Raw genomic sequence first — 19,862 nt, 5'->3', positions numbered from 1 at the left:
TTTGGTATCGTTCTTCTCGGCTGAGGTGCTTGTACATTGGGCAACTTCGACTTGGCGGTTAAAGCGGCCATGATGCTCTCGCATCCTCAGCCACCTATAACCAGTTCATCTTTGTTGCACTTCGTCCTTGAATCCGCCTTTCATTTGTCATGTGATTCTTCAAAAGTTGCTTAGCCTAAGCAAATGCGTTTACGCAATTGAAAGTCACACAAATTTAGTTTCGACCACACTGGCTGGGCAACCGTTCAGGGAAGAGTCCCAGAGTATCGGAAGGGTTCTTCGAGATTAGTGAAAACGTAAAAGTTAGCAAACCCGAAATCTTAGTTTTTTGACTTTGTAACCGAGTAAGTAGGGCGGAGCAAAAATGACGACGCCAAAGTCAAAAGTAGAGGTGAGACTGGAAAAGTTGCGATATGCAACTTTCCATAATATGAGAGGCCTGCGAACTATTCGTGTAATAACCGTGTAATTGATACTTCAGGTTAAAAGCGTTTTATAAGTCGTTGAAATTAAACGACTTTTTTATCAAGGTAATGGGGGTTTTCCTAATGCCGCGGACTTAACAGTCCGGCGCTCTACCAACTGAGCTATCGAGGAATAAAAAAATTATAGCGCATTTTTTGCGCCATTTTCAGAGGTGAAACACAACAGTGGCACGAACTGTTCTTGGTGCGCCTGGATACAGAAAGTACTGCCCATATTGACGGGGCGATTCACGCCAGTAGTGTTTGTTGGCGAGGTTGTTGATGGCCAATGTCCAACTCGAAGCTGTGCTGTTTATTTTGGTGTCGTAGTGCGTGGTGGCATCAAGCGTGGTCCAGGCCGGCAGCATGATGTCACCTGTTTCTGTGACGTTGCGCTCACCTTCGCGAGACAGGCGCAAGCCCGTGCGTAGGCCTGGCAAAGTGGCATAACGGTATTCAGTCATCCCGCGCAAAATGTATTTGGGCACATTGATGGGGCGCTGGCCGTTGAGGTTGGCTTGTACGGTGGCATCTTCGCGTTTCGCATCAAGCCACATGGCGCTGCCGCCAAAGCTCCACTGGTCGAGCTTGGTCTGTGTGTTTAGCTCTAGGCCTTGGTGGTGCGCTTGCCCATCGATTTGACGGGTGCAGGTATTGGCCGCTGAGTCGTAGCCGCAAGCACCACCGGCATTGGCGGTGGCTGGGCGTGTGATGTCAAACCAAGTGGCGTGCCAAAGGGTTGGACCATGTTGGCTTTTCACGCCCACTTCGCGCTGTGTGCTGCGAAGTGCAGGTAGGGGCTGGCCTTTGTTGGTGTAGTTGGGCAGATTGGGTGTGGCCTCTGCTTCTAGGCCTTGACCATAGCTGGCATAGACGGAGTAGCTGGGACTGAGTTGGTGGCTCAAAGCTACCCATGGTGTGCTGATGCCGCGCGTGTCTTTCACCTCATGTTGTGCATCGGATTGCACGCTTTGGCGGCTCAGTTGCGTGTGTCGCAGGCCTAGCCAGGCAGTGGTCTTCTCGGTCAGCTGCACATAGTCGTTGACGGCTAATTCGGTGTTGTAGTCACTGATGTTGGTATTGGGCGCTGCGCGGTTATCTGCTGGGTTGGCCGGCGTTAAGCCACCGTTGATGCTGTTGGTGATGCCCACCAAGTTGTCGGTATAAACGGCAGGCATGCGGTTGATCTGACGCTGCCGCATCACACTGAACTTGAGTTTGTGCTCAAGGCCACCGAGTTGCGTGTGACCCCTTAGCTCGGTTTGAAGCGCTTCGCTGTTGCGGTGCTCGTTGTCGCTGCGATAGTCGCGGATTTGAAAATCACCATTGGCACAAAACCTGTCGGTCGGAGCCGTGGCGCAGCCAGAGGCATAGACCAAGCGGTCATCTGCGCGAAGTTGTTGCACGCCGTATTGCGTGTCCCACCGCCAGCCGTTGTCTAGCTGGTGCTTGAGGCGTACGGTGCCCGTCAGGCCATCAAACACACCCGGCCGCGAACTGGGTTGTCGAGTGATGTTGCGCGTGCCATCCACCGGGGCGGGCAGGGCGTGGCTGCCTGGCCCAAGCAGGCTGTAGAAGTTCACCCCAATTTGCTCATGGTGGCTTTGCTCAAATTCCCATTCCAAACGATCGCTGGCATTGATGCGCCAATCCATGGCGAGTGCCACCAAATTTCGGTAACCCTTGGTGTTGCGAATGTAGGGGTCAAGGTCTTCATGGGCCACATTGAGGCGGTAACCAAAGCCAGCTTCTGGCCCAAAGCGACCACCCAAGTCTGCTGCCGCCAAGCGGTTGTTGCCGGGGCCGTAGCTCAGCGTGACATCGCGAATGGTTTTTTCTGGATCATTCGGTGCGCGCTTGACCACATAGTTCACCAACCCACCCGGCGCACTGGTGCCAGACTGAATACCACTGGTGCCTTTGAGCAATTCGATGCGCTCTTTGTTGTCCATCGGGATGATGGTTTCAGCCGAGATGGGCAGGCCTTCACGGCGGTAGTTGTAGCGGTTGTCCAGCGCAAAGCCACGCACGCTGAGCTTGTCCCAATAGGCAGGCAGGTTGTAGCTGTCGCTGACCGAGGCATCAAGGCGCAGCGCATCGGTGATGCGTTGTGCGCCGATGTCGCGCAAGGTTTCGAGATTGATCGCGCTGACACTGATCGGCAGGGCTTGCTGTGACACATCATCAAAGCCTGACACCCGAAGGGGAGGCTCTGCAGTGATGGTGATTTCAGTCGTGTTGGCTTGGGCCCAAACGGATGAGCCCATTGCCAAACAGAGTAAGACGAGGCCTTGTAATTCAGAAACTGGAAACTTACTAAACCTTGAATGCATGTGATGATTTTATTGGATTTATCACATCCTGAATTCAGCGCTTATCCTGAAGGTGCGAGGGGCACCGGGGTAGAGGTAGTAATGGCCGAATTGCTTAGGGGACTCACGCCAATAGCGTTTGTCTTCCAAGTTATCGATGGCCAGCGTCCAAGTGGATGCAATGTTGTTCACCCTGGTGTCGTAATGTGCTGAGGCATCCAAGGTCGTCCAGCTCGGCAACATGACGCTGCCACCTTCTGTGACGTTGCGTTGACCCTCGTGCGAAACCCGCAGGCCAGTGCGCAACCCAGACACACTTGCATAGCGGTATTCGGCCATGCCACGGAGTACGAATTTGGGCGTGTTGAGTGGTGTTGAACCTACATTCTCTGGACTTAGTTGCACATCTGTGAGCTTGGCATAAAGCCATTGTGTTTGAGCGCCCAACTTCCACGCGCTGTTGCGCCATGTAGCCCCTAGGTCTAGGCCTTGGTGGGTTTGTGTGCCATCTATGTAGCGGGTGCTGTAGTTGGGGCCATCGAACAGGTCATGTGCGTATGGGCGCGATATTTGAAATACGGCAGCATTCCATTCCAATTGATTCGTGGTTGGTAGGCTTCGCAAGCCAAATTCTGTTTGTCGACTTCTGCCGATGCCAAGTTGGGTGCCCGCATTGGGTCCGAAAGAGGCTGTGTTGGGTGTGACAAATTGCTCAACCCCTTGGCCATGGGAGGCATAAGACATCATGCCCATCATGCGTGTCGAGATGCCGATCCAAGGCACATTAATGCTGCCAGTAAATTGCTTGGCATTGGGGTACAAGTCCGGATAAGGATAGAGCACAGTCTGATCTGTGTGTTCATTTTGCACACTGCTTCGGTTGTAGGACACGTTTCGTAAACCGGCCCAAACCGAAGTGGTGTTAGACAGTTGTATGCGATCTTTAATGCTCAACTCTGTGCTGTATTCGCTGCGGTTTGTGTTGGGCGTGACGTAATTGGGACTGGCCGAGCTGTTGAAAGGTGTGAAGACAGAGCCTGGCGTGCTGTTGTAGTTGTATGACTGCATGGGCGGCATGCGGTCAAGTTGGCGCTGACGTGAAAATCCAATAGCCAACTCGTGTTGCAATTGCCCGAGTTGTAACTTGCCTGCGATTTCTGTCTGCAAAGCGTCTGTCAGGCGTCTTTCGTTTTCACTGCGGAAGTCATACAAGTCAAAGCTACCATCGGCGCAGTATTGACTGTAGTCCCAGATAGCGCCGCATCCAAATCCATAGGTCAACCGATCATCGGTTTTGAGTCGTTGTGCACCATATTGCGTGGTCCAACGCCACACTGAGTCAAGCTCTTGGCGGATACGTACTGAGCCGGTCATCGCATCAAACACGCCAGGCATGCTCCAAGACTGGCGTGTCAGGTTGACACGTGGGTCAACAGGGGCGGGTAATACGCCGCCGAGCAAACTGTAGCCATTGATGCCAATTTGTTCTCGGTGGGATTGCTCAAATTCAAAATCAATCACAGTGCCTGGCTTCAATCGCCAGTCCATCGCCAAAGCCACCAAATCACGATGGCCCTTTGTGTTGCGAATGTAGGGGTTGAGGTCTTCATGGGCCACGTTGAAACGATAACCAAACTCAGCCACTTCACCAAAGCGTCCACCCAAGTCGGCAGCAACAGAACGGTTATCGCCCTGACCATAGCTCATGGTGATGTTGCGAATGGGTTGCTCTGCGCTGGCTGGCGCACGCTTGACCACGTAATTCACCAATCCCCCGGGGGCGCTAGTGCCTGCTTGGATGCCACTGGTGCCTTTGAGTAGTTCAATCCGCTCTTTGTTGTCCATGGGAATCATGGTTTCTGCACTGATGGGCATGCCTTCGCGGCGGTAGTTGTAGCGGTTGTCTAGCGTGAAGCCGCGCACGCTCAATATGTCCCAATAAGCAGGCGAGTTGTAGCTGTCGCTGACAGATGCATCTAGGTGCAAGGCGTCAGACACACGGCGTGCGCCAATGTCTTGCAGTGTGGCGTTGGTGATGGTGGTGGTTGAGAAAGGCAGCTCTTGCGCAGGCACATCACCAAAGCCAGACACGCGCGCGGGCAGCTTGTCGGTGATGGTGATTTCGGTGGGTGTTTGCTGCGCCCACGCGTTCGATGCAAAGCAGATAGCCACTGCCGCAGAAATGCGCGTGGCTTTGAAAAATAGCGAATGGTTTGCCATGACGTTTCCTTAAACGTAATGACAGGTCGGCTGACTTTGAAACGAGTGCGAGCTCTTGTGAGTCAAGAGCCTCGTTGTAAGACCAAGCTTCCCTGCGCGAGGATTACCTCAATCAGGTTCAAAGGGACTTTCTCAGTCGAAGTCGGTGACGGCTTCAACACCCCTAGCGAATGCGTTATTTCTAACGCGATGTAAATTTTAAACCAGCCCCAACAGCCGGTGCAGTTCGGTCGATGTTGTCGTGTATTGCAGCAGGGTTTTTCGTGTGGGATGCACGATGGCGGCCGCACCAAAAGCGGCGAGCGTGGCTTCGTGGAAGCCGCACAAGATGAGTTTCTTTTTACCGGGGTAGGTGTTGATGTCGCCCACTGCAAAGATGCCGCGCACGTCTGTGGCAAAGGTTTCGGTGTTGACCACCAGTTGTTTGCGTTCAATCGCCAAACCCCAATTGACGATAGGGCCGAGCTTGGGCGAGAGGCCTAAAAATGCCAGCACATGCTGTGCGGGGCGTTCGATGGTTTGCCCATCGGGCGTGGCCACTTGCAAGGCGTTCAGCTGATTCGCATGGCTCAGCATGGCTGTGGGTTGGCCGATTTGCAGTTGCAGCTTGCCAGCCGCTACCGCATCACGCATGGCTTGCAATAGCACGGGCTCAGCAACAAACACGTCGCGGCGGTGCATGAGTGTGACATTGCGAGGCGCTTGTGCTTGCAGTGTGAGTTTCAACGCAGCAGCCACGGCAGCTTCTTCACCACCCATCACCACAACATCTTGGCCCGCAAAGCGTGAGGCATCGCCCAAGCGGTAATGCAGATGCGTGCCTTCCAGCTCAGCGGCGCCCTCGACGCTCAACTTGCGTGCTTGAAACGCACCCACGCCTGCGGCGATGAACAGCACCTTGCACATGAAGTGTTGGCCAGCCGAGGTGCGAACAGAAATTTGGTCACCCTCTAAACGCTCAACCTCTGTCACTTCTTGATTGAGGTGAAACGTCGGTGCAAAAGGTTTGATTTGGGTTTGCAACTGTGCTACCAACTCACGGCCCGTGCACACAGGGATGCCAGGAATGTCGTAAATCGGTTTGTCGGCATACAGCTCAACGCACTGACCGCCCACATGGGGCAGTGCGTCAATGATGTGGCTGCGAATGTCTTGTAGGCCCAGCTGAAAAGCCTGAAACAGACCCACCGGGCCTGCGCCCACGATGACGGCGTCGCTGTGAATCGTGGTTGCCGTCACCGTATGTGCCGTCATGGGGCGGTGCGCGTTGTGCTTAGCGCTTGAGTTCGGCGAGCTTGCCGGTCTTGTCTTTCCATGCGTCTGCATCGGCCATGGGCGCTTTGCGCTTGGTGATGCTGGGCCAACCGATGAGTGACAACTCAGCGTTCAGCTTGGTCATGTGTTCTTGGCCTTCTGGCACGTCTTCTTCTGCGTAGATGGCGTTTACAGGGCACTCGGGGATACACACCGCGCAGTCGATGCATTCGTCTGGGTCGATGGTGAGGAAGTTAGGGCCTTCGCGAAAGCAGTCGACGGGACAAACGTCCACACAGTCGGTGTACTTACATTGGATACAGGCTTCGGTGACTACGTGCGTCATGTCTATTCAATCGATGGGTAAAAAAGAGGGCGCAGCTGCAATGTGTGGCTGCTGCGCCATTTTTTGATTTTAAACGGGAATCAAAGCGTGGCTTTGAGGCGGTTTAGTTCACCAACACAGCGCCTGAGGTCTTGTGCGTGGCCGTGTCCACCAACACTAGCGCGCCCAAGATGCGCGACTGCAGAAAAGGCAGCGTGACCAAAGGCTCTTGCAAGGCCAGAGTTACGTGGCCAATGGCGTTGGGGGCCAGCTCGGTGGCTTCTTCCTCGGCCAAGGTGTTGACGTTTAAGCGGTGCACCACGCGTTGCACTTTGGCTTTCACCCAGCGGTGGCCGTGCAAAGCCCAGTAAACACGACCTGCCACCAAGGGCTCGTCGTCCATCCAAGCCACGGTGGTGTTGAGTTGGCGCTGGCCTTCGGGGCTTCCCTCGGCCGCCAGCAACCAGTCGCCACGCGACACGTCAACTTCACGGTCCAGCACGATGCCGGCGCTGTGGCCCGCAGCCTTGTTTTGTGGCTCGCGTGTGGCTGACAGCACTTGCGACACCACAGCGGTTTGGCCGCTTGGAAAGACCTTGATGGTCTGGCCTGGCTCAATGCTGCCAGTGGCCACGCGGCCCCAGAACACGCGGCGGCCTTGGCTGGTCACGCCTGAGTCGTGAAACTTTTCCACCCACTGCACGGGGAAGCTGAAAGCCACCTCGGTCTCTGCAGGCGTGTTGGGCAACTCTTCCAAGATGCTCAACAGGCTAGGGCCGCTGTAGCCGCACCAGTTGGCTTGGTCGGCGTTGGTGGTGTCTACCACGTTCCAGCCCTTGAGGGCTGACACGGGAACCATCGCTGTGATGGTGATGCCAGCTTCTTTGGCGAATTTGCGCAAAGCAGTTTCGATGTTTTGGTAGGCCAAGGCCGGGTCTGCCACGGCGTCGAGTTTGTTGATGGCAAACACGACGGAGGGTACGCGCAGCAGGTTGACCAGCAAGGAGTGGCGGCGGGTTTGGGGCAGAAGCTCTAAAGCTGGGTTTTTCCAGTCCAGCTTGATGGCATCGACCAACACCACGGCAGCGTCAGCGCTAGAAGCGGCAGTCACCATGTTGCGTGTGTATTGTTCGTGGCCGGGCGCGTCACCAATGATGAACTTGCGGGCTTCGGTGTTGAAGTAGCGGTAGGCTACGTCGATGGTGATGCCTTGTTCGCGCTCAGCTGAGAGGCCGTCGGTTAACAAAGCGAGGTCGGTCTCGCCCGAGCGTTGCACGCCCGCCAAGTGGTCTTGCAGCACTGCCTTGGTGTCGACCAGCAGGCGACCGATCAAGGTGCTTTTGCCGTCGTCCACCGAGCCGCAGGTGATGAATTTAAGTGCGTTCATTAGAAATACCCGTCTTTTTTACGCTTCTCCATCGAAGCCTCAGATGTTTTGTCGTCCATGCGCGTCGCGCCGCGCTCGCTCACGTCTGCAGCCAAAGTCTCAATGACGATTTGCTCTGGCGTGGCTGCCGTGCTTTCCACGGGGCAGGTGCAGGTGATGTCGCCCACGGTGCGGAAACGCACGTCACGTACCACCACTTCTTCGCCGTCTTTGGGTGGCGTGAGTTCGGTCACAGGCACCAGCAGGCCGCGGCGGTCTACCACTTCGCGTTTGTGTGTGTAGTAGATCGAAGGCAGTGCAATTTTTTCTCGGGCGATGTATTGCCACACGTCCAACTCGGTCCAGTTGGAGATGGGGAACACGCGGAAGTGCTCGCCGGGCTGCAACTTGTGGTTGAACAAGGCCCACAACTCGGGGCGTTGTGCCTTGGGCTGCCATTGGCCAAAGCTGTCGCGGTGGCTGAAGATGCGCTCTTTGGCGCGTGCTTTTTCTTCGTCACGGCGTGCGCCACCAATCAGGGCGTCGAAGCGGAACTCTTCGATGGCTTCGAGCAGCGTGACCGATTGGTGGACGTTGCGGCTCTCACCGGGATGGGCCAAACGCACGGTGCCTTTTTTCATCGAGTCTTCGACGCTGCGCACGATCAGCTCAGCGCCCAACTCTTTGGCGCGTGAGTCACGGAAGTCGGTCACTTCCTTGAAGTTGTGGCCTGTGTCGATCATCAACAGTGGGTAGGGAATGCGGCCGCTACCGGAGGGGCTTGTTTTTCCTCCAAAGGCTTTCTCCGCGCACCTCAGCATGACCAGCGAGTCTTTACCACCCGAGAACAAAAGGGTGGGGCGCTCAAAGGCGGCGGCAACTTCGCGCAAGATGAAGATGGTTTCTTCTTCCAGCGCGTCGAGGTGGGCGTTGCTTAAGTGGTGCAACTCGGTTTGGGTTGTGGCGTTCATGGCGTTTCTCGGTATCTAACTTTTATTTCTTCACGTGCAAACCGCACTCTTTCAGGTCGCTGCTTTCCCACCACCAGCGACCGGCGCGAAACTCTTCGCCCAAACTGATGGCGCGGGTGCAAGGCGCGCAGCCCACACTGGGGAAAAACTGGTCGTGCAGTGGGTTGTAGTCCACGTTGTTTGTGGCGATGTAGTGCCACACATCGCCCCAGGTCCATTTGGCCAGGGGGTTGAATTTGCTCAAATTCTTGGTGGCAACTTCGCTGTCGTCTTGCAGTGGCACATCGGCGCGTGCGCTGGATTGCTCTTGGCGCAAGCCGGTGATCCAAGCGCGTTGGCCTTTGAGGGCGCGGGCGAGCGGCTCCATCTTGCGAATGCCGCAACAGGCTTTGCGCAACTCAATGCTTTTGTACATCGCGTCTTGGCCTTGGTCGCGCACAAACTGGATGACTGATTCATGCTCAGGGCGATACACGTTGATGGGCGCGCGTGAGGTCGCCTCGGTGCGCTCTAACAAGGACAAGGTCTCGGTGTGCAGCGCGCCTGTTTCGAGTACGAACACGGGAATGTCGAGCTGCAAGCTGTTGATGAGGTGCGTGATCACCACGTCTTCAGCGCCGAGGCTGGAGGCCTGCGTGACGGGCGAAAACTCAGACGCTGCACGTTGCAGTAGCGCTTGGGTCTCAGCCAGTTTGGCGGCGAAGTCGTCGCTGGCACGGGCGTTCAGCGTGGTGGCTTTGGCTGAGCTGTTGGACGAGAGAAAAGAGGATTGGCTCATAAAGATGTCAAGCTGCATCCGCAAAGAGGGGTGTGGCGTGTAACGCATCGCCTTGGTAAAAGCGCGTGTACAAGCCCAACAGCTTTTCACCATGCGCAGCGTCTTGGTCCTCGCGCAGCACCGCACTCGAAAAACCGCTGCGTTGCATTTGCAACAGTTGGTCAATCAGCACATCGCCGTGGGCGCGGATGTCGCCGGTGAAACCGCGACGGCGCAGCACAAAGGCTTGGCTAAAGGCTCGGCCATCGGTGAACTTGGGGAAGTTCAGGTCGATGCGCTCCAAACCTTCGAGGTCTAGGGTTTGCACGTCCACGTCGTTGGCCACCGCGCGTGCGTTGGCACCTTCAGACGTGTGTTGGGAAATGATTTGCAGACTCATGGTTCTTCTCTTATCTGGTTCAGGTTTAGGCCATGTGTTTAATTGGCGCGGGCGGTGGCGTTGCGGGCTGAGTTGGCCGCAGCTTTGAACACATCAAAGCCCACGCGGTTCAAGGTGCGTGCAAAGGTCTCGTGGCCTTCGCGCTTGTCGCGGTAGGTGTCTAGCACCGCTTCCACCACGTCGACCACTTCGGCCGCGGCAAATGAGGGGCCGACCACTTTGCCGGCTTTGGAGGGGCCGCTCAAGAACGAACCGTCCGAGCCGCCAAGCGTCACTTGGTACCACTCTTGACCGTCTTTATCGACACCCAAGATGCCGATGTGGCCGCTGTGGTGGTGGCCGCACGAGTTGATGCAGCCGCTGATGTGCAGGTCGATTTCGCCCAAGTCAAACAACTCGTCGAGGTCTTGGTAACGCTCGGTGATGGCCGCAGCGATGGGCAACGAACGGGCGTTGGCCAAAGCGCAGTAATCGCCGCCGGGGCAGGCAATCATGTCGGTCAGCAAGTGCACATTGGCGCGGGCAAAACCTGCGGCTTTGGCGGCTTGGTACAGCTCGGCTAATTGGTCGATGCGCACCCAAGGCAGCACCAAGTTTTGGTCGTGGTTCACACGCACTTCGCTTGAGCTGTACTTTTCAGCCAAGTCGGCTGCAATGGCCAGCTGGTCGGCTGTGGCATCGCCTGGGGCTTGGCCCAAACGCTTGAACGACAAGGTGACCACGCGCAGGCCAGGGTTTTGGTGGCTGGTCACGTTTTGTTGCAGCCAACGGGTGAATTCTTTGTCAGCCTTGGCTTGTGCCAGCAAGGCTTGCTCGGCCTTTTCTTGGGCTTCGTCGGACACCACGTCAACAGGGGGCAAGACAAAACAAGCGGTCACGCGGTCGAGCTCGGTTTGTGGAATGGTGTGGTGGGCGCCGCTTTCCAAGATGCGGTCAAACTCTTCGTTTACTTCATCAAAGTAGCGTTGGCCTTCGGCCTTCACCAAAATTTTGATACGCGCTTTGTAGATGTTGTCGCGACGGCCCCAGCCGTTGTAGACGCGCACTACTGCTTCAAGGTAGTTGATGATTTGGTTCCATGGCAAGAACTCACGAATCACTGTGCCAATGATGGGCGTGCGGCCCATGCCGCCGCCCACAAAAATTTTGAAGCCCACATTGCCTTCGTCATCGCGCAGCAAGCGCAGGCCAATGTCGTGCCACTCAATGGCCGCGCGGTCTTCGGTCGCACCGGTGATGGCGATTTTGAATTTGCGGGGCAGGTAGGCGAACTCGGGGTGCAGGGTGCTCCACTGGCGCAGCACTTCGGCGTAGGGGCGTGGGTCAACGTCTTCGTCCACCGCAATGCCAGCACGCTCGTCGCTGGTGATGTTGCGAATGCAGTTGCCGCTGGTCTGGATGCCGTGCAGGTTGACGCTGGCCAACAGCTCCATCACGTCAGCACTTTTGTCCAAGGGAATCCAGTTGAATTGCACGTTTTGTCGGGTGGTGAAGTGGCCGTAGTTGGTGGTCAACTTCGGTGCGTCAATGCCACCAATCTTGTCTTGTGTGCTTTGTGCACGCTCCATCAGTTCAGCCGACGGCGTGTCGTAGTCGCGGGCGATTTGGCCCAGCACGCGCAGCTGCGCGCTGTTGAGTTCGCCGTAAGGCACGGCCACGCGCAGCATGGGGGCATAACGCTGAACGTACCAGCCGTTTTGCAAACGCAAAGGACGAAAGTCGCTGTCTGGCAATTTGCCAGCCAAGTGACGGCTCAGTTGGTCGCGGTACTGCGCAGCGCGTGCTTTGATGAACTCTGAATCGAAGGCGGTGTATTGATACATCTAAGAACTCAACTAAAAATTAGGCAAACCAAACGACGGCTAATACGAGCTAGCCGAATCAACCATTGGAATGGTACGTACTTTGGACTGTCTTTATGCCAAAACCAACGATTTCTTAGTTCTACATATATGCCAAATCGGAATAAGGCATTTTCAGCAGGGTGGGGCGTAAGCAAAGCGCAGGTTCGGGTGGGCTAAAGTGCCGTGGATAATATGGGTCGTACCCAGTATTTCTTTCACCTTATCCAAACAAAGAATGAGAACGAGCAATGGCTGCTGAAAAATCCAAAATTGTTTACACCCTGACTGACGAAGCCCCCTTGTTGGCGACGGCTTCCTTTTTGCCAATCATTCGCACATTTGCCGCACCTGCTGGCATTGACGTGGTGTCCAGCGACATCTCTGTGGCAACCCGTATCTTGGGTGAGTTTTCTGACCTGTTGCCTGAAGCGCAACGCGTTTCCCACAACTTGTCCGACTTGGGCAAGCTGACTTTGAAGCCAGAAGCCAACATCATCAAGTTGCCCAACATCAGCGCCTCCGTGGGCCAGTTGACAGCCGCCATCAAAGAGTTGCAGTCCAAAGGCTATGCCTTGCCCGACTACCCAGATGCCCCCACCACCGATGAAGAAAAAGCCATCAAGGCTCGCTACTCCAAGTGCATCGGTAGCTCGGTGAACCCTGTTTTGCGCGAAGGCAACTCTGACCGCCGCGCCCCCCGCGCTGTGAAAGAGTTCGCTCGCAAGAACCCACACAGCATGGCCGAGTGGAGCCAAGCCTCTCGCTCGCACGTGTCACACATGCACCACGGCGACTTCTATCACGGTGAAAAGTCTTTGACTTTGGACAAAGCCCGTGACGTGAAGATGGAACTCATCACCAAGAGCGGTAAGACCGTGATCTTGAAGCCCAAGGTTTCTTTGCTCGACAAAGAAATCATCGACAGCATGTTCATGAGCAAAAAGGCATTGGAAGCTTTTTACGAACAAGAAATCGAAGACGCGCACAAGACTGGCGTGATGTTCTCCTTGCACGTGAAGGCCACCATGATGAAGGTGTCTCACCCCATCGTGTTCGGTCACTGCGTGAAGATTTTCTACAAAGAAGCATTTGCCAAGCACGCCAAGTTGTTTGACGAACTGGGCGTGAACGTGAACAACGGCATGGCCGATCTTTACAACAAGATCGCCGCCTTGCCACAAAGCCAGCAAGACGAAATCAAGCGTGACCTGCACGCTTGCCACGAACACCGCCCAGAGTTGGCCATGGTCGACTCGGCCAAAGGCATCACCAACTTCCATTCACCCAACGACATCATCGTGGACGCATCCATGCCTGCCATGATCCGCAACGGCGGCAAGATGTGGGGTGCCGATGGTCGCCTGAAGGATGCCAAGGCTGTGATGCCTGAGTCGACTTTCGCCCGTATCTACCAAGAGATGATCAACTTCTGTAAGTGGCATGGCAACTTCGATCCCAAGACCATGGGCACTGTGCCTAACGTGGGTTTGATGGCTCAGCAAGCTGAAGAATACGGTTCACACGACAAGACGTTCGAGATTCAAGAAGACGGCGTGGCCAACATCACCGACTTGGCCACAGGCGAAGTCTTGTTGAGCCAAAACGTGGAAGAAGGCGACATCTGGCGCATGTGCCAAGTCAAAGACGCGGCCATCCGTGATTGGGTGAAGTTGGCTGTGACCCGCGCACGTAACTCTGGCATGCCTGCCATCTTCTGGTTGGATCCATACCGTCCTCACGAAAACGAGTTGATCAAAAAGGTCGACCTGTACTTGAAAGACCACGACACCAAAGGTCTGCAGATCGAGCACATGTCTCAAGTGCGCGCCATGCGCTACACCTTGGAGCGCGTGAGCCGTGGCTTGGACACCATCTCGGTGACCGGCAACATCTTGCGTGACTACTTGACCGACCTGTTCCCCATCATGGAACTCGGCACCTCTGCCAAGATGCTCTCCATCGTGCCTTTGATGGCCGGTGGCGGCATGTACGAAACAGGCGCGGGTGGTTCAGCACCCAAGCACGTGCAGCAGTTGGTGGAAGAAAACCACTTGCGTTGGGATTCACTCGGCGAGTTCTTGGCCTTGGCCGTGTCTTTCGAAGACATGGGTCTGAAAAACGGCAATGCCAAAGCCACCGTGTTGGCCAAGACCTTGGATGCAGCGACTGGCAAATTGTTGGACACCAACAAAAACCCATCGCCCAAAACAGGTCAGCTCGACAACCGTGGCAGCCAGTTCTACTTGGCCATGTATTGGGCGCAAGAGTTGGCAGCACAAACGGATGACAAAGACTTGGCCGCCAAGTTCGCGCCTTTGGCAAAGAGCCTGACCGACAACGAAAAGAAAATCGTCGCCGAGCTCAATGCGGTGCAAGGCAAGCCTGTTGACATCGGTGGTTACTACATGCCTGATGCGAAGAAGCTTGAGGCTGTGATGCGCCCAAGCGCCACGCTGAACGCTGCTTTGGCTAGCGTCTAAGCTTCCAAGCTGCTTTGGGTCTCAAAGCCCTCCAAGCCTTCCAGCTTGGGGGGCTTTTTATTGGGCGCGAGGTTGGGCACGGTGCGTTTGTGCTTGTGTGGCAATGGCTTCGCGTTGCTCGGGCGTGAGGCGGTTGAGGTTTTTCAGCTGCATCAACATGCGCGGGTTTTTGGCCAGCATGTCGGTGTGGCGACCCAAGTAATCCCAATACAAGGTGGTGAAGGGGCAGGCCGTGTCGCCCGAAGATTCAGCGGGGTTGAAGCGGCAGCCTTTGCAGTGGTTGCTCATGCGGTCTATGTATTTGCCACTGGCCACATAGGGCTTGCTGGCCATCAGGCCACCATCGGCAAACTGGCTCATGCCCAAGGTGTTGGGCAACTCCACCCATTCCACGGCATCCACATACACACCGAGGTACCACTGGTGCACTTGCTTGGGCTCAACGCCCAGCAGCAACGCATACAGGCCGGTCACCATCAAACGCTGGATGTGGTGCGCATAGCCGTGCTGCAGAGTCTGTGTGATGGCGTCGCGCAAGCAGGCCATGTCGGTGTCGCCTGTCCAGTAAAACTTGGGCAGCGGTTCGTGCGCTTGCTGGGCGTTGCCCTCGGCATAGTCGGGCATCTGCGTCCAGTAAATACCACGCACGTATTCACGCCAGCCCAAGATTTGCCGCACAAAACCTTCCACCGCTTGCAGTGGCGCGTGGCCCTTGTGAAACGCGGCTTCTGCCGCCGCCAACACCTCGCGTGGGTTGAGCAGTTTCAGGTTCAACGCACACGAGAGGTGCGAGTGGTACAGCCACACTTCGCCTTCCCACATGGCGTCTTGGTAGAGGCCGTAGCTGGGCAGCCGGTGGGTGATGAACTCGTCCAGAGCCACCAAGGCCTGTGCGCGTGTGACGGGCCAGCCAAACTGCGCGATAGAGCCGGGGTGGTGCGCCAGTTGGTTGTTGACCAAACGCATCACGTCTTGGGTGATGGTGTCGGGGGCTACGCGTGTGGGCGCGGGCAGCAGGCCTGGGCCTTGTTTGCCAAAGCTGCCTCGGTTGTCGGCATCAAAGTTCCATTGGCCGCCGATGGGCTTTTTGCCTTCCATCAGGATGCCGTTTTTCTGACGCAGCTCTCGGTAAAAGTATTCAAGGCGCAGCTGCTTGCGACCTTCGGCGTGGGCGGCAAAGTCGCGCACGGTGCTGAAGAAATGTGTGTCGTCTTTGATCTCCAGCGCCAAGTCGTGTTGTTGGGCCACAGCGCGCAGGCTTTGCAACACACGCCAGTCGCCGGGGGCGGTCATGACCAAGCTGTTGGGCTTCACTTGGGCAATGGCTTTGGCCAACTCACTGGCCAACGTGCCCGTGTTCTGCGGGTCGTCGAGCTGGCTGTATATCAGCGGCCAGCCCCGCGCTTGCAGATGTGCGGCGAAGTGGCGCATGGCGCTTAAGAAAACCGTGGTGCGTTGTTTGGACGAGGGGATGTGTGTGGATTCTTCCAACACCTCGGCCATCCACAGTGTGTCGTGCGCGGGGTCAAAGCCTTGCAGAGCGGAGGCGTCTTCGTCGAGCTGATCGCCCAAGATGAGGATGAGGCGTTGGCGGGGTGTGGTCATGTCGAGCGCTTTTAAAAATCAAAACCAAGTTGCGCTTTGGCAGCTTGGGTGGTGTCGGCAGAGGCTCGTGTTGCTTTGCGTGCAGGTGTGCGGCGTGAGCTTTTGCTTGTGCTTGTGCCCCAGTTTTTGCGCGACGCGTGTTTGTCGACCACGGCTTTCTTCGCAGCTTTGACCTCGTCGGTTTGGCGTCGGCTGTGCAGCAATTGCTTCGCTTCGCGTGTCGCTTGGGTTAAGTCGACCACGGGTTGCGCCAGGTCAGTGCCCACAAACACGCCAAGGTGTGCCTGCATGGTGTGCGGCATGAGCCAAGGTTCAAACAGCCAAGTGTCTGGCACTTTCCGTAACTCGGGCAGCCACTGCCGCACAAAGCGGCCGTGCGGATCGTGGTCTTGTGCTTGCTTGATGGGGTTGTACACGCGCGTGGTGTTGATGCCTGTGGTGCCCGATTGCATTTGCAACTGGCTCCAGTGGATGCCCGGCTCGTAGTCTAAAAACTGTGTGGCCAGCCACTCGCCCACAGGTCGCCAATGCAGCCACAGCGGATAAGCGGCGACCGATACCAACATGGCGCGCATGCGAAAGTTGAGCCAGCCCGTCTCGCGCAGCATGGTCACGCATGCGTCCACCATGGGCCAGCCGGTGCGGGCGGCTTTGAGGGCTTCGAAGTGCGCTTCGTTGAAATCGTGTTCGCGTAAATTGTCGTAGCCACGGTGCATGTTGTGCCATTCGATGGCGGGCTCACTCTCTAACTTTTGAATGAAGTGGCAGTGCCAATACAAACGGCTGATGAAGCCCGTCAATCCTGCGCGGTGGCGGCTGGCGCTGGGTGGCAGTTGGGCGATCTGTGCCCGCGTGTGTTGTACCACCTCGCGCATGCTGATGCAGCCCCACGCCAAGTAAGCCGACAAGCGCGAACACGCATCGGGTGCCGACAGTGGCGACGAAATGCCGCCGCGATAGCCCAAGCTGCGGGCATGTAAAAAACTGTGCAGTGTGGCGAGTGCCAAGGGGCGGCCGCCGCGTTGGCGCAGCGGCGGGTTGTGTTGCAGGTGTGCGGGGGCTTGCATCTGCGCGGGTGTGCACCATGGGTGGTTTGTCAGTGTGTTGGCTGGTGACTGCCAAAATTTCAACTCACCCACATCTTGCAAAGGCTCTGCCATGTGACGCTCCCAAGCGGGCTGCCACAGGTTGCGGTTTTTCAACACGCGCACCACACCAAACTGCGGATACTCGTGCCAACCCACACCATGCGTTTGGCACCAAGCGCCCACCCTCAGGTCGCGTGCGTAGGTGAAGCCGTTGCCAGTTTCTTGATGTGCATGCAGTTGACGAAAGGGGGCTTGCGTCCAAATTCGGCTCAACACCTCGGGCAGCTCACCCGTGTGCACCTCAAGGCAGCCGCCTTGCAATCGCAGCGCGTCATCAAGGGCTTGCAATGACTCACGCACAAACTCAAAGTGCTGCAAGGCTGCGTCGGGTTGCAGCCACAGCTCGGGCTCCACCACATAAATGCAGCGCACTGGCCCCTGCTGTGCCGCTTGGGCCAATGCCGCGTGGTCTTGCCAGCGCAGGTCTCGCTTGAACCAAACCAGCGCGTAGCTCATGGCGGCGTGGCCGATTTGTTTTTGCGGCAAGCGTCCGAGCAGTACAACACCTGCTCCCAGTTATTAGCCCAAGCCTTGCGCCACGTCATGTCACGCCCGCAGGTTTTGCAAGGCTTGCTGGGCAGGCTTTGTTTGTTACCTTTGAAACTTTGTTTCTGCGTCACGGGGTGGTTCTTCCATCGGGTAGGCGTCAGCCACGTAGGCGGGGCCTTTCATCAACATCACAATCACGCAGCCAATGGCGAGGGTCAGCACCAAGGTCCAGTGCAGCATGACCAGACCCAGCATGACATAAAAAAACTGCTCCACGGCACGCGCATTTTGTGTGGCGGGATCTAGTCCATCCAACACATACGCGCCGGCACTGGCCAACAGTGGCAGGGCGGTGCCGACCGCCAAAATGATGTGCAGCTTTTTCCAAATTTGCCACTCGAGGCCAGCGGGTGAGCGTTGAAAGCCGTCGAGCTTTTTGAGGTATTTCATGGGTGTGTGTAGGTCTGCTTCAAGTGATGTCGTCGATGCTGCGAGCCAGTTTGAAATCTTTGTCTGTCAACCCCGCCGTGTCGTGAGTCCAAATACGCACCTGCAAATGCGTGTAGCTTGACAGCACTTCGGGGTGATGGTCTTGTGCCTGAGCCAGCTGTGCGATTTGGTTGAACCGCACCACCGCTGCCTCAAAGTTAGGGAGTGTCCAGCTTTTGTAAAGGCAGGGCGTGTGGTGCTTCGCGTGTGTTTCAAGCGTCCACCCCGAGAGGGAGTTCATCGCCAGCTGTGCCTGGCGCAGTGCGCTTAGCGTTTTTGCATCCACCGACACGCGCACACCCAGTGAGCCCGTACCTTGGTGCACAGGCGACTTGCGCAAGCCAATGTCTAACGCTTCTATTTCTAAGTGGGCTGCGCATGCATCCACGATGCGCGTGATGAGGCGTTCCTGCGTTTCGTAATGCCCATCGGCGGCGAGGCGATTGATCTCGGCCACCAAGGGGTCGTAGTCAAACACGTGGGCCATGCCATCTTGGGGAATCAACACCCAGCTTGGCGCGAGCCAAAGTGTGAGGTCGAGCACGTGTGCATCAGGCACCACATCGTGGGGACCGTAGGTGCCAATGTTTGTCGTCAGTCGCAGATCGCGCAGCTCGACGCAGGCATGCACTGAAGTTGGCAAGCTGGTGTTCATGGCGCAGCCACTTCCACCATGATTTCGTTGCGTCTGAACATAGGCAGCGTCCATGGTGGGTCATAGCGCGACAGCTGTGGTGTGCCCACGACTTTCAGCGACTGTTGCTTGGCCCAAGCCAGTGCCTCGTTGGTTTTTTCTTGCACCCGTGCCATGGAGTTGAAGCCCGAGTAGCGATGCACCACAAAGTACTTGCGCGGCACCTCGTGCAAGATCACCGCGCTGTTCTTGGGCTTGGGAATGTTGGCCATGGTGTACTGGCTGGGCATCACAAAGTGAATGCGCCATTGTTTGGCGCCCGCGACGCTGGTGTCGTGAGACTGAGGCTCAAGGGTGACAGGCGCAGTCATTGCAATTTTTGAAGACTGTGGCTCCACGGTCACAGGGGCCGTCATGGCAATCTTGGCGGTTTGGTCTGAACCCACAGCGAGGTTGTTGCCAAAGATGAAATCGGCGATCAGGCGAAAGCCTTTGTTCGATGCCTCATCCATGTCGCCGTCCACGAGGGTTTGGGCAATCAAGGTGGGCGCGTAATGGCGCAGCTCGAAGGGGGCTTGCGAGATACGCACGTCGTAGTGGGGTTCTTCCGTGGCCATCGCAGATTCCATCCATAAAAATCCGGCCAAAAGCGCCAGAAGTGCCAGCAGGGTGTGTGTGTTTAAGCGCATGACTGCAATTGCTCCAGGGTGACAAACTCAAGCGCTTTGGCATGCGTGCATTCCAACACCACCGGTGGTGCAAAGCCTGCGTCCAAAGCCTCTTTCCAACGCATCGCACACAAGCACCAACGGTCACCGTCTCGCAGGCCCGCAAAGCGATGTTCGGGACGCGGGGTGATGAGGTCATTGCCACGCATCAGCGAGAAATCTAAAAACGCTTGCGTGACCTTGGCGCACACCACGTGGCTGCCTTGGTCGTGCGCGTCGGTGTTGCAACAGCCGTCGCGGTAATAGCCAGTGAGCGGGTCGTAAGAGCAGGGGACAAGGGCGGTACCCAAAACGTTGCGTATGTCTGTTTTCATGGTCATTTTTTGATTTTATGAATGCGTTCCAACCTTTGGTTCGCAATGGCTATCGATCGCCC

General features: G+C 56.4%; 17 protein-coding genes and 1 riboswitch. Of the genes, 1 reads left to right on the top strand and 16 read right to left on the bottom strand.

What is annotated here, in order from left to right; genetic code table 11:
* Positions 1–631: 631 nt before the first annotated feature.
* The 9 genes from RMR24_RS07635 to RMR24_RS07595 form a co-directional block, all read right to left on the bottom strand.
* Positions 632–2,731 (bottom strand): TonB-dependent siderophore receptor, encoded by a 2,100-nt coding sequence (locus RMR24_RS07635; RefSeq protein ID WP_310614483.1) that lies wholly within the window; start codon positions 2,729–2,731, stop codon positions 632–634.
* 87 nt (positions 2,732–2,818) lie between these two features.
* On the bottom strand, positions 2,819–4,996 hold the full coding sequence (locus tag RMR24_RS07630) for a TonB-dependent siderophore receptor (protein ID WP_310614482.1): 2,178 nt from the start codon (positions 4,994–4,996) through the stop codon (positions 2,819–2,821).
* A 72-nt stretch (positions 4,997–5,068) separates the two neighbouring features.
* Positions 5,069–5,171, bottom strand: a riboswitch (TPP riboswitch).
* Between the two features lie 23 nt (positions 5,172–5,194).
* Positions 5,195–6,250, bottom strand: coding sequence for an NAD(P)/FAD-dependent oxidoreductase (locus tag RMR24_RS07625; RefSeq protein WP_310614481.1), 1,056 nt, complete (start codon positions 6,248–6,250; stop codon positions 5,195–5,197).
* A 19-nt stretch (positions 6,251–6,269) separates the two neighbouring features.
* Positions 6,270–6,596 (bottom strand): ferredoxin FdxA, encoded by a 327-nt coding sequence (gene fdxA, locus RMR24_RS07620; protein ID WP_108283995.1) that lies wholly within the window; start codon positions 6,594–6,596, stop codon positions 6,270–6,272.
* Positions 6,597–6,699: 103 nt separating this feature from the next.
* Positions 6,700–7,962 (bottom strand): GTP-binding protein, encoded by a 1,263-nt coding sequence (locus RMR24_RS07615; RefSeq protein WP_310614480.1) that lies wholly within the window; start codon positions 7,960–7,962, stop codon positions 6,700–6,702.
* A complete protein-coding gene (gene cysD, locus RMR24_RS07610) occupies positions 7,962–8,912 on the bottom strand; it encodes a sulfate adenylyltransferase subunit CysD (protein WP_310614479.1) in 951 nt (316 codons plus the stop codon). The genes RMR24_RS07615 and cysD overlap by 1 nt, the downstream gene beginning before the upstream one ends.
* Positions 8,913–8,934: 22 nt before the next feature.
* Positions 8,935–9,690, bottom strand: a complete 756-nt coding sequence (locus RMR24_RS07605) for a phosphoadenylyl-sulfate reductase (protein ID WP_310614478.1) — start codon at positions 9,688–9,690, stop codon at positions 8,935–8,937.
* Positions 9,691–9,697: 7 nt separating this feature from the next.
* On the bottom strand, positions 9,698–10,069 hold the full coding sequence (locus RMR24_RS07600) for a DUF934 domain-containing protein (RefSeq protein WP_310614477.1): 372 nt from the start codon (positions 10,067–10,069) through the stop codon (positions 9,698–9,700).
* A gap of 38 nt (positions 10,070–10,107) precedes the next feature.
* Positions 10,108–11,892 (bottom strand): nitrite/sulfite reductase, encoded by a 1,785-nt coding sequence (locus RMR24_RS07595; protein WP_310614476.1) that lies wholly within the window; start codon positions 11,890–11,892, stop codon positions 10,108–10,110.
* Positions 11,893–12,161: 269 nt separating this feature from the next.
* Here RMR24_RS07595 and RMR24_RS07590 point away from each other — a divergent pair, with 269 nt between their 5' ends.
* Positions 12,162–14,393 (top strand): NADP-dependent isocitrate dehydrogenase, encoded by a 2,232-nt coding sequence (locus tag RMR24_RS07590; protein ID WP_310614475.1) that lies wholly within the window; start codon positions 12,162–12,164, stop codon positions 14,391–14,393.
* Positions 14,394–14,450: 57 nt separating this feature from the next.
* Here RMR24_RS07590 and RMR24_RS07585 read toward each other — a convergent pair whose 3' ends face one another.
* The 7 genes from RMR24_RS07585 to RMR24_RS07555 are packed head-to-tail and all read right to left on the bottom strand — an operon-like array spanning position 14,451 to position 19,806.
* Positions 14,451–15,998: a cryptochrome/photolyase family protein gene (locus RMR24_RS07585; RefSeq protein WP_310614474.1), complete on the bottom strand. Its 1,548-nt coding sequence runs from the start codon at positions 15,996–15,998 to the stop codon at positions 14,451–14,453.
* 11 nt (positions 15,999–16,009) lie between these two features.
* Positions 16,010–17,602, bottom strand: coding sequence for an FAD-binding domain-containing protein (locus RMR24_RS07580; protein WP_310614487.1), 1,593 nt, complete (start codon positions 17,600–17,602; stop codon positions 16,010–16,012).
* On the bottom strand, positions 17,599–17,691 hold the full coding sequence (locus RMR24_RS13520) for a DUF2256 domain-containing protein (RefSeq protein WP_405023322.1): 93 nt from the start codon (positions 17,689–17,691) through the stop codon (positions 17,599–17,601). Before RMR24_RS13520 ends, RMR24_RS07580 begins: the two co-directional genes overlap by 4 nt.
* A gap of 46 nt (positions 17,692–17,737) precedes the next feature.
* Complete coding sequence (locus tag RMR24_RS07570) at positions 17,738–18,085, bottom strand: hypothetical protein (RefSeq protein ID WP_310614472.1); 348 nt, start codon at positions 18,083–18,085, stop codon at positions 17,738–17,740.
* 19 nt (positions 18,086–18,104) lie between these two features.
* Positions 18,105–18,779 carry a 4a-hydroxytetrahydrobiopterin dehydratase gene (locus tag RMR24_RS07565; protein WP_310614471.1) on the bottom strand — a complete coding sequence of 225 codons (675 nt, stop codon included), beginning with the start codon at positions 18,777–18,779 and terminating at the stop codon, positions 18,105–18,107.
* Positions 18,776–19,447 carry a heme-binding protein gene (locus tag RMR24_RS07560; protein WP_310614470.1) on the bottom strand — a complete coding sequence of 224 codons (672 nt, stop codon included), beginning with the start codon at positions 19,445–19,447 and terminating at the stop codon, positions 18,776–18,778. Before RMR24_RS07560 ends, RMR24_RS07565 begins: the two co-directional genes overlap by 4 nt.
* Complete coding sequence (locus tag RMR24_RS07555) at positions 19,438–19,806, bottom strand: DUF2237 domain-containing protein (RefSeq protein ID WP_310614469.1); 369 nt, start codon at positions 19,804–19,806, stop codon at positions 19,438–19,440. Before RMR24_RS07555 ends, RMR24_RS07560 begins: the two co-directional genes overlap by 10 nt.
* Between the last annotated feature and the right edge of the window lie 56 nt (positions 19,807–19,862).

The sequence above is a fragment of the Limnohabitans sp. genome (assembly GCF_031539105.1).
Lineage (GTDB): Bacteria > Pseudomonadota > Gammaproteobacteria > Burkholderiales > Burkholderiaceae_C > Limnohabitans.
Note: the sequence above shows the minus strand (reverse complement) of the source record. Positions and strands in the feature narration are given on the sequence as shown.

Excerpts from the sequence above, each read along its gene's own strand:
- RMR24_RS07635 (WP_310614483.1), bottom strand. The coding sequence starts at position 2,731 with ATGGGCTCATCCGTTTGGGCCCAAGCCAACACGACTGAAATCACCATC.
- RMR24_RS07570 (WP_310614472.1), bottom strand. The coding sequence starts at position 18,085 with ATGAAATACCTCAAAAAGCTCGACGGCTTTCAACGCTCACCCGCTGGC.
- RMR24_RS07555 (WP_310614469.1), bottom strand. The coding sequence starts at position 19,806 with ATGACCATGAAAACAGACATACGCAACGTTTTGGGTACCGCCCTTGTC.
- RMR24_RS07585 (WP_310614474.1), bottom strand. The coding sequence starts at position 15,998 with ATGACCACACCCCGCCAACGCCTCATCCTCATCTTGGGCGATCAGCTC.
- RMR24_RS13520 (WP_405023322.1), bottom strand. The coding sequence starts at position 17,691 with ATGACGTGGCGCAAGGCTTGGGCTAATAACTGGGAGCAGGTGTTGTAC.
- RMR24_RS07590 (WP_310614475.1), top strand. The coding sequence starts at position 12,162 with ATGGCTGCTGAAAAATCCAAAATTGTTTACACCCTGACTGACGAAGCC.
- fdxA (WP_108283995.1), bottom strand. The coding sequence starts at position 6,596 with ATGACGCACGTAGTCACCGAAGCCTGTATCCAATGTAAGTACACCGAC.
- RMR24_RS07625 (WP_310614481.1), bottom strand. The coding sequence starts at position 6,250 with ATGACGGCACATACGGTGACGGCAACCACGATTCACAGCGACGCCGTC.
- RMR24_RS07615 (WP_310614480.1), bottom strand. The coding sequence starts at position 7,962 with ATGAACGCACTTAAATTCATCACCTGCGGCTCGGTGGACGACGGCAAA.
- RMR24_RS07565 (WP_310614471.1), bottom strand. The coding sequence starts at position 18,779 with ATGAACACCAGCTTGCCAACTTCAGTGCATGCCTGCGTCGAGCTGCGC.
- RMR24_RS07560 (WP_310614470.1), bottom strand. The coding sequence starts at position 19,447 with ATGCGCTTAAACACACACACCCTGCTGGCACTTCTGGCGCTTTTGGCC.
- RMR24_RS07605 (WP_310614478.1), bottom strand. The coding sequence starts at position 9,690 with ATGAGCCAATCCTCTTTTCTCTCGTCCAACAGCTCAGCCAAAGCCACC.
- cysD (WP_310614479.1), bottom strand. The coding sequence starts at position 8,912 with ATGAACGCCACAACCCAAACCGAGTTGCACCACTTAAGCAACGCCCAC.
- RMR24_RS07600 (WP_310614477.1), bottom strand. The coding sequence starts at position 10,069 with ATGAGTCTGCAAATCATTTCCCAACACACGTCTGAAGGTGCCAACGCA.
- RMR24_RS07630 (WP_310614482.1), bottom strand. The coding sequence starts at position 4,996 with ATGGCAAACCATTCGCTATTTTTCAAAGCCACGCGCATTTCTGCGGCA.
- RMR24_RS07595 (WP_310614476.1), bottom strand. The coding sequence starts at position 11,892 with ATGTATCAATACACCGCCTTCGATTCAGAGTTCATCAAAGCACGCGCT.
- RMR24_RS07580 (WP_310614487.1), bottom strand. The coding sequence starts at position 17,602 with ATGAGCTACGCGCTGGTTTGGTTCAAGCGAGACCTGCGCTGGCAAGAC.